Annotated in this window: 12 protein-coding genes; 4 read left to right on the top strand and 8 right to left on the bottom strand. The window is 70.1% G+C overall.

Features of this window, described 5'->3' with window-relative positions; genetic code table 11:
* Positions 1–228 precede the first annotated feature (228 nt).
* Together ACFQV6_RS28685 and ACFQV6_RS28680 are read left to right on the top strand one after the other, a co-directional pair.
* Complete coding sequence (locus ACFQV6_RS28685) at positions 229–843, top strand: SAM-dependent methyltransferase (RefSeq protein WP_378030713.1); 615 nt, start codon at positions 229–231, stop codon at positions 841–843.
* Positions 840–1,052: an SAM-dependent methyltransferase gene (locus ACFQV6_RS28680; protein ID WP_378030712.1), complete on the top strand. Its 213-nt coding sequence runs from the start codon at positions 840–842 to the stop codon at positions 1,050–1,052. Before ACFQV6_RS28685 ends, ACFQV6_RS28680 begins: the two co-directional genes overlap by 4 nt.
* 22 nt (positions 1,053–1,074) lie before the next feature.
* Here ACFQV6_RS28680 and ACFQV6_RS28675 read toward each other — a convergent pair whose 3' ends face one another.
* Genes ACFQV6_RS28675 through ACFQV6_RS28665 form a run of 3 tightly spaced genes read right to left on the bottom strand, consistent with a single transcriptional unit; the run spans position 1,075 to position 3,301 of the window.
* A complete protein-coding gene (locus ACFQV6_RS28675) occupies positions 1,075–2,157 on the bottom strand; it encodes a hypothetical protein (RefSeq protein ID WP_378030711.1) in 1,083 nt (360 codons plus the stop codon).
* Positions 2,154–2,720 (bottom strand): RNA polymerase sigma factor, encoded by a 567-nt coding sequence (locus tag ACFQV6_RS28670; RefSeq protein ID WP_378030710.1) that lies wholly within the window; start codon positions 2,718–2,720, stop codon positions 2,154–2,156. The genes ACFQV6_RS28675 and ACFQV6_RS28670 overlap by 4 nt, the downstream gene beginning before the upstream one ends.
* A gap of 44 nt (positions 2,721–2,764) precedes the next feature.
* A complete protein-coding gene (locus ACFQV6_RS28665) occupies positions 2,765–3,301 on the bottom strand; it encodes a hypothetical protein (RefSeq protein ID WP_378030709.1) in 537 nt (178 codons plus the stop codon).
* Between the two features lie 179 nt (positions 3,302–3,480).
* Between ACFQV6_RS28665 and ACFQV6_RS28660 the strand changes: the two genes are divergently transcribed.
* Entirely contained in the window at positions 3,481–4,365 is an 885-nt protein-coding gene (locus tag ACFQV6_RS28660) for a hypothetical protein (RefSeq protein WP_378030708.1), read from the top strand.
* A gap of 21 nt (positions 4,366–4,386) precedes the next feature.
* Here the strand turns inward: ACFQV6_RS28660 and ACFQV6_RS28655 are convergent, their stop codons facing one another.
* Positions 4,387–5,094 carry a winged helix-turn-helix transcriptional regulator gene (locus ACFQV6_RS28655; protein WP_378030707.1) on the bottom strand — a complete coding sequence of 236 codons (708 nt, stop codon included), beginning with the start codon at positions 5,092–5,094 and terminating at the stop codon, positions 4,387–4,389.
* A 92-nt stretch (positions 5,095–5,186) separates the two neighbouring features.
* On the opposite strand from ACFQV6_RS28655, the gene ACFQV6_RS28650 reads away from it, so the two are divergent.
* Complete coding sequence (locus tag ACFQV6_RS28650; RefSeq protein ID WP_378030706.1) at positions 5,187–5,990, top strand: class I SAM-dependent methyltransferase; 804 nt, start codon at positions 5,187–5,189, stop codon at positions 5,988–5,990.
* On the opposite strand, the gene ACFQV6_RS28645 is transcribed toward ACFQV6_RS28650, so the two are convergent.
* The 4 genes from ACFQV6_RS28645 to ACFQV6_RS28630 are packed head-to-tail and all read right to left on the bottom strand — an operon-like array spanning position 5,933 to position 9,402.
* On the bottom strand, positions 5,933–7,117 hold the full coding sequence (locus tag ACFQV6_RS28645) for an ABC transporter permease (protein WP_378030705.1): 1,185 nt from the start codon (positions 7,115–7,117) through the stop codon (positions 5,933–5,935). The genes ACFQV6_RS28650 and ACFQV6_RS28645 overlap by 58 nt on opposite strands.
* A 1-nt stretch (position 7,118) precedes the next feature.
* Positions 7,119–7,769 carry an ABC transporter ATP-binding protein gene (locus ACFQV6_RS28640; protein WP_378030721.1) on the bottom strand — a complete coding sequence of 217 codons (651 nt, stop codon included), beginning with the start codon at positions 7,767–7,769 and terminating at the stop codon, positions 7,119–7,121.
* 5 nt (positions 7,770–7,774) lie between these two features.
* Entirely contained in the window at positions 7,775–8,830 is a 1,056-nt protein-coding gene (locus ACFQV6_RS28635) for an efflux RND transporter periplasmic adaptor subunit (RefSeq protein ID WP_378030704.1), read from the bottom strand.
* A complete protein-coding gene (locus ACFQV6_RS28630; RefSeq protein ID WP_378030703.1) occupies positions 8,827–9,402 on the bottom strand; it encodes a hypothetical protein in 576 nt (191 codons plus the stop codon). Before ACFQV6_RS28630 ends, ACFQV6_RS28635 begins: the two co-directional genes overlap by 4 nt.
* Positions 9,403–9,449: the final 47 nt, after the last annotated feature.

The raw sequence follows: 9,449 nt of genomic DNA, 5'->3' as shown, positions 1-9,449 counted from the left end.
CACGACCAGCGAACGACACTGAGCTTCACTTCGCAGCGCTGATCAACATCGATTCAGCAGATCGTGTTAGGAGCTCTAAGGGACCTCACGACAAAGCCCGCCCGCCGCCTCGCAAGAGTCGTCTTCCCAGGCGCAGCCGAGGCGGGCGCGGCAGCGTGGGTCCCCACAGCGACATCCCTCGATTAACCTCACTACCGAACCGGTGGATTCCACAGGGGAGCGTGCCCGATGACCGCGGACGAGGCAGCACCCCCGGGCGTCGACATCTCCACCCCGAGCATCGCCCGGGTCTACGACTTCATGGTCGGTGGCAAGGACCACTTCGCCGTCGACCGGATGGCCGCCCAGCGCGCGCTGGAGATCATGCCCGACGCGCAGGAGGCCGGCCGCGCTTGCCGGGCCTTCCTGCGCAGAGTCGTGCGCTTTCTGGCAGCCGACGCCGGCGTCCGGCAGTTCCTCGACATCGGCTCGGGCCTGCCCACCGAGACCAACGTGCACCAGGTCGCGCATGCGGTCGACCCGGAAGCCCGGGTGGTCTACGCCGACATTGACCCGATGGTGCTGGTGCACGGGCGCGCGCTGCTCGCCGGCGACGACACCACTGCCCTCATCGAGGCCGACATCCGCTCTCCGGAGGGGATTCTCGGGCACCCCGTCGTGCGGGAGCGGCTGGATTTCACCCAGCCGGTCGGACTACTGCTGTTCTCGATCCTGCACCACCTGCACGACACCGAGGATCCGGGTGCGATCGCGGCGACCCTGCGTGACGCCCTGCCGCCGGGGAGCTACCTGGCGATCATCCATTTCTGGGATCCCGGGATGAGCACCCCGAGACGTCAGTGAAGGTGCGCGACGCCGAGCGGGTGTTCAACGAGACCCTCGGCACCGGTCGCTGGCGCGGCCGGGCCGAGATCGAGGCGTTCTTCGGCGACTTCGAGATGATCGAGCCGGGGCTGGTTCCGCTGGCCGAGTGGCGGCCGGACGGGGAAACCGTGGCCGATCAGAAGGACAGTTACCACACCATGATCGGCGGGGTGGCCCGCAAACGCTGACGGTTGCGGGCCCCCGCGCTGGTCACCGGTCGCAGCCCAGGCCTTGCTCGTACTGGTTGGGCACCTTGCCGTCGGCGACCTTGCCGGTGGTCTCCCAGAGGATCTGGGACCAGCCGCCCTGGTCCTTCATCTCGAGCAGCACCTTCCACTTGCGGCTGCTGCGCAGTGCGGCGGCGGCCTGGTCGACGGCTTTGTCGTCGCCGGCCTTGTCGGCGCGGATCCACTCGGCGATCCAGGCGCAGCTGATCTGGCCGGTCACGTCGGCGCCGAACTGGTAGCGGTCGTTGGCTCCGCCGGCGCCGACGGACTCGATGTCGAAGCCGGGCGGCAGCGGCACGTCGACGAGGATCTTGGCGGCTTCCTCGCGCACGCGGCTCGGCGTGACGATCTCCGGGGGCAGGGCGGCCAGGAAGGCTTCGGCGCCGACGTGGACGACGTGGGAGAGGACTTCATCGTACGAGCTGCGCGTCCAGCCGCCGGAGGAGCGCAGGGCGACGGTGGCGCCGTCTTTCGGCTTGAGGAACGTCTCGAAATCGCTGGGGTCGTAGGTGAAGACGTCGCCCTTGCGCCCGGCCACCGTCGTGGGCTCGGGAGCGCTGACGAGCAGCCGGTCCTTGTAGTAGCTCTGGTAGTACTTCGCCGGGTACCAGTTCATCTCCAGCTGCCGGTCGCCCTTCTCGAAGGCGATGGTGCCCTGCTCGTCCGCGAAGCCGTAGACGGTGGTCACCTTCCAGCCGGGCTCGTTGATGATCAGGCGCGGGTGCCCCTCGGCGGCCTTGAGGTCAAGCTCCCAGCCGCTGATCGCGGCGGTTCCGGCGCCGGCACTGGGCAGGCCGACCGGACCGGCGTAGGGGCTGCTCTCGGGTTCTTCGGGCAGCAGGGCCACGGCGGCGATCACCCCCGTGACGACCGCCGCCGCGGCCACCGCACCACCTAGTCGCCGGGTCAGGGTCCGCCTGAGCGACGGCGTCGCGGGGACGGATTCCAGTTTCGGAGCGGACATGATCTCCTCCAGGAGCGTCTGCTCCGCCCCGTTCAGACGGGCGAGAAGCCCGGGCCGGTACGGATCCGCGTCCTGCATCATGCGATCGATTTCGTCGGTCATCTGCCCTCCTCCGGAGCGGGTACGGTCATGACGTCGAGTACATGTCCGGGTTCGGTCAACTCGTCACCGGCCAGTTCCCGCAGCCTCGCCCGCGCCCGCGACAACCTGGTCCGCACGACCGCCGAGCTGACACCCAGAACCTCCGCGACCTCACGAGGTTGCAGCCCCTCCCACGCGGTCAGCATCAGCACCTCGCGGTCCGGTTGGGGAAGCCGGGCCAGCGCCGCCCGCACCGCCAGCCGCTCCGGCACCTCACCGGCCGGGTCACCGCCGGTCACCGCGGTCAGGCGCTGGCGCAGCCGCTCACCCAGCCGTTCCCGGCGGACGCCGCCGCGATGGTGGTTCGCCAGCACGCGGCGCGCCACCCCGTACAGCCAGAGTCTGACCTCGTCGTCGGGCGGCAGCTCACGGCTGCGCCGCCAGGCCACCAGGAAGACCTCCGCGACCACGTCCGCGGCGTCCTCCGGCTGCTCGACGCGACGGACCGCGTACGCCAGGATCGCCTCGACGTTGCCGGCATAGACGCGGCGGAAGTGATCTTCCAACTCGGTCCCAGCATCCACGTCTTCTACATGTCCGGTCAGACGTCAATCGTGACAGCCGATTCTCAAGAACCGATCACGATCAGCTCGTGGGTCTCGTCGTCGTGGGAAACGGTCAGCGCCTCGCGGTCCGCCGACGACAGGAGCCGCAGGCTGACCAGCACCTCGTCCTCGGGCGCCTTGTCGTCGGGGCAGTGTTCCCCGACCGGCGGCATGACCGTCGCACCGGACAACCCGGAGACCGCGCCGTCGAGCTGGAACCCGGTGATCTCCCTGGTGTAGCCCTTCCGGCCGTCCACGACCGCGGACTTGAGGTTGGACGCACCGAAGATCGAATGGTGGGTGAACGGGAAGGTGCGATCGCTGCCCGCTCGACCACGACGGCAGACCACCGTGTATTCGTCGAAGGTGTCGTTGGTGACGGCGAACCTGACGGCGGCCGCGCGGGCTTTCAGGGTGGCGTCGTCCCAGCCGAACGCCTTCTGCACGTCGGCCCGGTCGACGAATCCGGTCATCGTCGCGCGATCGAACTTGACGGCCGCGTGTGCCGGGCTCGGCGACAGAAGAGTGCCGATCACGACAAGGGCCAATACCGAGCGCATGCCTGCCTCCGAAGGTGCCAGACGCGACCCGACCGATGGTTTCACGGATCCCCATGGCGAACCGGGGAACACATGAACCCGCTGGTCGGGTCAGGTGAGTTTGATCCACTGGCTTAACCTCGAAGGCACGGTCGCGGTTCCGGTGCGGCCCCTTTCCGAGCAGGAGTTGACGTTTTCCGTTGTTCGTCTTCGGTATCTTTCTCGCCGCTGTCGCGGTTTTCGCTCTGCTCGCCGCTGTCGTCGGCAAGTCGGACAAGTTCCGGCGTCAGGCCTGGCTGACCTTCGGTGCGGCGGCGTTCCTGGCGATCGCCTCGATCGTGGCGGCCAGTATCACCGTCGTGCCGACCCGCAACGTGGGCATCGTGACCAGCTGGAACAAGCCGACCGGGCGGACCACGGGTGCCGGTCTCCAGTGGACGCTGCCGTGGCAAGGCATCGACGAGTGGGACTCGTCCGGGCAGACCTACGCGCACCTCGGTGACCAGTGCGTGTGGGTGACCATCGCGGCGCAGCGGCGGGCGTGCATCCCGGTGCAGATCGAGTGGTCGGCCAAGGCGGAGAAGGCGCCGGAGAACTGGGCGGCCTATCGGGAGGTGGGTGACCTGAGCCGGTTCGAGGTGTTCGTCGAGCGCCGGGTGAACCCGCAGATCAACGGTGCGATGACGTCGATCTTCGCGGCGTTCGACCCGCTCGGCGCGGTGGACGTGACAAGCGGTGACGCCCCGGCGCCGGACCTGAACAAGACCTACAAGGAACCGCTGATCAAGGCGCTGAACACCGAGCTGGGCGACGAGATCGTGGTGAAGTCGGTGGCCTTCGAGTCACCGCGCTACGACGAGCCGACCACACAGGCGATCTCCGCGTACGGCCAGAAGATCCTCGAGGCCCGGAACCTGGAGATCGACAAGGCGAACGCGAAGACCCGCGCCGAGATCACCCGGACCGATGCCAGCGTTGACCAGGTGGCGCGGTGCCTGCAGATCGCCGAGAAACTGGGCAGGGAGCCGGGCCTGTGCATGGGCGGCACCGTGTCGCTGACCCGGCCGGTCGAGACCGAGAAGTAGACGGACCGGTGAGTGGGCAGGTCAGCCCGGCGGTCGCGGCAGATCCGCGGCCGGGCTGCCCGGCCGCGCTCCCGCCACGGCGGGTACTCCGTCGGTCGTACGAGAAAAGGGGTTGAGACGCCCCCAGAGGGTGAGTGAATCGCGTAGCCAGCGCGGCGCGGTGATCTGCCCGGTCAGGGCTGATTGAGAGGCATACCAGCGCACCAGGCCTGCGGTGTCCGTGGTGATCTGCCCGTCCTCCGGGAATCCGGGCGAATGGGCGCAGACCTCGTTGCCGGTGCGGGACAGCACGAGCCAGAACAGGTTCGGCGGTGGCCGGTCGGTGATCTGAAATCGCACGACGACCCGCGGGCGGGGGACGAGACCGGGAACGATCATCCGGGACAATGTCCAGAGGGCCAGGTAGGGATCCTGGTCCTCCGGGCGCGCCTCGCGCCAGCGCGCACCCCAGGCACCCAGCGTGAGACACACTTCGGCGAGTTCGCGGCCGCAGGCGGTCAGGGTGTAGGCGGTGGCCCGCCCGGTCCGCGTGCGATGCACGACGCCGGTGCGTTCCAGCGAGCGGAGCCGTTGGCTGAGCACACTGCGGGGCAGCCCCGGCGCGCCGTCGAGGATCTCGGTGAACCGTTCGCAGCCGAGGTGCAGGTTCCGGATGATGATCGGTGTCCATCGTTCGGCGAAGACCTCGGCGGCCAGGGCGATCGGGCAGTACTGGCCGTAGCCGCGCATCACTCCACGATCCGGCGGTGCCGGGCGCGATGCCAAGGCCTGGTCCAGTATTCGAACTTTCCGGCCCCGGCACGGCGCGGTTGTCTGAGCGCATGACATATGACCTGTCGGCGGAGGCCGCCGACTTCTACGAGTCCACCTTCGTCCCGGCCCTGTTCGGGGCCTGGGCGCACCGCCTGGTCGACGCCGCCGGGGTGGTGCCGGGCTGCCGGGTGCTCGACGTGGCGTGCGGTACCGGCATCGTGGCCCGCACCGCGGCCGACCGTGCCGGTCCAGGCACGACAACCGGGCTGGATCGCAGCGCGGCGATGCTGGCGGTGGCCGCGGCGATCCGGCCGGACCTGAGGTGGGAGACCGGTGACGCGCACGAGCTGCCGTTCGGCGACGGCAGCTTCGACGTGGCGTTCTCGCAGGCGGCGCTGATGTTCTTCGCCGACCCGGTGGCGGTGCTGCGGGAGATGGGCCGGGTGGCCGGCCGGGTCGCGGTGCAGGTGCCGGGCCGGTTGTCGCACAGCTCCGGCTATCGGGTGTTCACCGAGGTGGTGGCCGCGCACGCCGGACCGGACACGGTGAAGTTGATCGAGGAGTATTTCGCCGCCGGGGATCCGGACGAACTGGCCGGCCGGTTCGGGGCGGCCGGCCTGCGGATCGAGCGGTTCGAAACCTGGACCGGTGCGACCCGGGCGCCGTCGATCGACGCGTTCGTGACCGGGGAGTTGCTGCCGCTGGGCCTGGGCGGTGACGCGCGGATCACCGCGGCGTGCCGGTCGGCGATGGTGGGCTTCGTCGGCATCGGGGGCACGGTCGCCGTACCGATCGAAGCCCACCTGGTTGTCGCTCAGGCAGAGGCCAGGGCCTCGGTGGGCGCGAGCCGGGCGGCCCGGATCGCCGGATAGAGGCCGGCGACCGCGCCGATCACCAGGGTGGCGCCGAGGCCACCGCCGACCGCCCACAGCGGCACCACGGTGGGCCACTGCTGGGTGGTCGCGTAGAGCAGCGTGACCGCGAACCCGCCGAGCACGCCGCCGGCGCCGCCTAGCAGCGACAGCAGCAGTGACTCGGAGACGAACTGGGTGCGGATCTGGCCGCGGGTGGCGCCCAGCGAGCGGCGCAGGCCGATCTCGGCGCGGCGTTCCAGGACCGAGATGACCATGGTGTTGGCCACACCGATGCCGCCGACCAGGAGCGCGACCGCGCCGAGGCCCAGCAGCAGCGCGGTGAAGGTCTGGTCGGTGGCGCGCTGCGCGGCCAGGGCGTCGGACGGCTTGGAGACCTTCACCTCGTCCGGGCTCTCCGGGTTGGCGGTCGGTGCCAGCACCGCGCGGACCGCTTCCACCTGCGACTCGGCCGATCGGGTGTAGACCGTGGTGGCGTGGCCGTCGAAGTCGAGGTACGCCTTCGCGGCGTCCCAGCCGACGAGGACGGCGTTGTCCAGCTCCGGGGCGAGCGGCACCCGCTGGAGGATGCCGACGACCGAATATGTTCGGCCCCCGATGTGGACGGACGGCACCTCGCCGAGCCGCTCGACCGCCGCGGCACCGAGGACCACGGCCGGATAACGCGCGGTCGCCGCGTTCAGCCACGAGCCGCTCGCCAGGTCGGCACCGACAGTGGACAGCAGGTCGAGCTGGGTGGCCAGCAACGACAGGCCACCGGTCTCGCCGGACGGGATCAGATCGGTGCGGTATACCGCGGTGTCCGACACCTTGCCGGTCGCGGTCGCCGAGGTCACCGGCCCGATCCGCCTGATCATCGACAGCGCGTCGTCGGGCAGGAACGACTCCTCACCGAACATCGTGTTGCCCGGAGCGACGGTGAGCATGTTGGTGCCGAGCGCGGCCAGCGCCCGGTCCAGACCCGCCCGGCTCGACGTGGAGATTCCCACCACCGAGACCATCGCGGCGATGCCGATCGCGATGCCGAGAGCCGAGAGAACCGCGCGCAGCGGACGGGCGCGCAGGCCGGAGCCACCGAGCCGGAGCAGGTCGGCGAGGCGCAGGCGGGCGGGTTGCAGCGTCGCCATCTCAGACCACCTGCCCGTCGAGCATCGGCACCTGCCGCGGCAGACCGCCGGCGATCTCGTGATCGTGGGTGATCACCAGGACCGTCGTGCCTGTCGCGTTCAGCTCCCGCAGCAGCTCCACCACACCGTGCCCCGCGACCGAGTCCAGGTTGCCGGTCGGCTCGTCGGCGAGCAGCACGGCCGGGTCGCCCGCCACCGCCCGGGCCACCGCAACCCGCTGCCGTTCGCCACCGGAGAGTTGGTGCGGCAGATGCCCGAGCCGGTCACCAAGACCGACTTTGACCAGGGCGGCCTCAGCGCGCCGCGCACGCTCTTTCTTGGGTACGCCGGCGTAGAGCAATCCGTCCGCCACGTTGGCGACCGCATCCCGCCCCGGAGCCAGATGGAACTGCTGGAACACGAACCCGATCCGGCGGGCACGTAACGCGGAGAGCTGCCGGTCGGACAGCGCCGCCACGTCGTGACCGTCGATGCGTACGGTGCCGGCGGACGGCCGGTCGAGCGTGCCGATCAGGTGCAGCATCGTCGACTTGCCGGAGCCGGACGGTCCGACGATCGCGATCAGCTCGCCAGCCTCGACGGTCAGGTCGACGTCGCGCAGCGCGGTCACCCCACCCGGATAGGCCTTGGTGACACCCGCCAGTTCGATCACCGGGCTCATGTCGGCACACCGACCTTCATGCCCTCGGCGAGACCGCCGCCGGACACCTCGACCCGGCCACCGGCGAACAGGCCGGTCTCGACGGCCACGATACGGCTGGTGGCGCCGTCGACAATCTGCAGCCCGTAACCGCCCTCGGCCAGGGCGAGCAGCGCGTTGACCGGAACGGTGAGCACGTTCTCCCGCCGGCTCGCGGCGAACGAGGCCGTGACGGAGGCGTCGTTCAGTCCCTCGGGCGCCTTGCTGAACGTGATGGTGACGGTGAGGACGGTCTTGTCCTCCTCGGCCGGGTTCTCGGCCTCCTCGACGGACGTCTCGGCACCGCTGACAGTGCCGGTGACCTCCTTGCCGTCGGGGAGGGTGATCTCGACCGTGGCACCCTTGCGGGCCAGCCGCTGGTCGGCCATGTCGAGCTCGACGGTGGCCACCCGGGCGGTGCCGGTGACGGTGAGGATCTCGCTGCCGGGTTGCACGGCAGCGCCGGGTGCGGCGGTGAGCGCATCCACGCGTACGGCGGTGGGGCGGTAGACGATCCGGCCCAGTTCGACCGTACCGGTCTCGGAGAGGCCCACATCGTCCTGCCAGTCCTCGACAGCGCCGGCGGTCGCGGAGGTGTACTCGTCGTCGACGGTGAAGCCCCGATAGCCGAGCGCCCAGAGGTTCTTCTCGAACTGCTTGACGTCGGCTCCCTCCACCCCCGGCGACAGGTCCCGGTAGGCGGGCAGGGAACCGAGGAGCAGCAGGACCGGCTTGTTGTCGATCCGGTAGAGGGCCTGGCCGCGCCCGAGGGTCCTACCGGCGGCGGGCAACCGGGTCACCGTGCCGGTCAGCCGGGTGACGATCTCGGTGGTGTCGCCGTATCCGAGGGAACCGTCGTGGTCCTCCCTGTCGACCAGGGTCTCCTTTTTGACGTCCGTGGTCGCTACCGCCGGGGTGCCGGTCGATCCGGTGCCGCTCTCCGCCTCGGGCATCCCGGCCACGATCGCCGCCGTGGCCGCCGCTCCGGCGGTGAGCACCGCGGCCACCGCCACGGTCGTACGCCGCCGGCTCATGCCCCGCCCCCGGTCACGCCCGGTCCCTCGGCATGACGCTCGACCGCGCCGGACGGCCGGTACTGGGAGCACGCCTCCTCGGCGGCGTCGAACGTCGGATCACCCGGCCCGGTGCCGAGTTCGGCACCGTTGATTTCGAGGCTGCCGTCCGAGTTCGGATCGGGGAAGTCCGGCACCCCGTTCTCCCGCATGCACCTGGACATCTGCCGGGCCTGCTCGAGCATCGCCGGATCCATCTGCGGCCTCTCCCCGCCGTCCGGCGCGTACTGGCGGCAGGCCTCCGAGGCCTCCTCGAACTTCTCCTTGTCGACTGTGGACGGCACCGTGATCGACAGCTTGCCGTCCTGCGGGTCCGGGAACCACGTCATGCCGTTCTCCCGCATGCACCGCGAGTACTTGATCGGCGCGTCCGGGTCGAAGCTCGTCTGCGCTGACGGGGTCGCCGTTGGCCGTGGCCCGCCGCTGGCCGCCGAAGCCACTGTCGGGCTCCCGGTGGTCTTCGCGCAGCCCGCGGCCATCGCCGCTAGCAGCACAGCGAGCGCGAAGGTCGCTCTCCAAGTCGTCTTCTCCATGGATGGCAGTGAAGCGCCGGGCTGGTTTCGCGGGCGTCACGGAAAAC

Source organism: Actinoplanes sp. GCM10030250, from assembly GCF_042666575.1.
In the GTDB taxonomy this organism is placed as follows: domain Bacteria; phylum Actinomycetota; class Actinomycetes; order Mycobacteriales; family Micromonosporaceae; genus Actinoplanes.
Note: the sequence above shows the minus strand (reverse complement) of the source record. Positions and strands in the feature narration are given on the sequence as shown.

What these genes read in the sequence shown, in the direction of transcription:
- ACFQV6_RS28685 (WP_378030713.1), top strand. Translation starts at nt 229, where the DNA reads ATGACCGCGGACGAGGCAGCACCCCCGGGCGTCGACATCTCCACCCCG.
- ACFQV6_RS28675 (WP_378030711.1), bottom strand. Translation starts at nt 2,157, where the DNA reads ATGACCGACGAAATCGATCGCATGATGCAGGACGCGGATCCGTACCGG.
- ACFQV6_RS28665 (WP_378030709.1), bottom strand. Translation starts at nt 3,301, where the DNA reads ATGCGCTCGGTATTGGCCCTTGTCGTGATCGGCACTCTTCTGTCGCCG.
- ACFQV6_RS28655 (WP_378030707.1), bottom strand. Translation starts at nt 5,094, where the DNA reads ATGCGCGGCTACGGCCAGTACTGCCCGATCGCCCTGGCCGCCGAGGTC.
- ACFQV6_RS28650 (WP_378030706.1), top strand. Translation starts at nt 5,187, where the DNA reads ATGACATATGACCTGTCGGCGGAGGCCGCCGACTTCTACGAGTCCACC.
- ACFQV6_RS28645 (WP_378030705.1), bottom strand. Translation starts at nt 7,117, where the DNA reads ATGGCGACGCTGCAACCCGCCCGCCTGCGCCTCGCCGACCTGCTCCGG.
- ACFQV6_RS28635 (WP_378030704.1), bottom strand. Translation starts at nt 8,830, where the DNA reads ATGAGCCGGCGGCGTACGACCGTGGCGGTGGCCGCGGTGCTCACCGCC.
- ACFQV6_RS28630 (WP_378030703.1), bottom strand. Translation starts at nt 9,402, where the DNA reads ATGGAGAAGACGACTTGGAGAGCGACCTTCGCGCTCGCTGTGCTGCTA.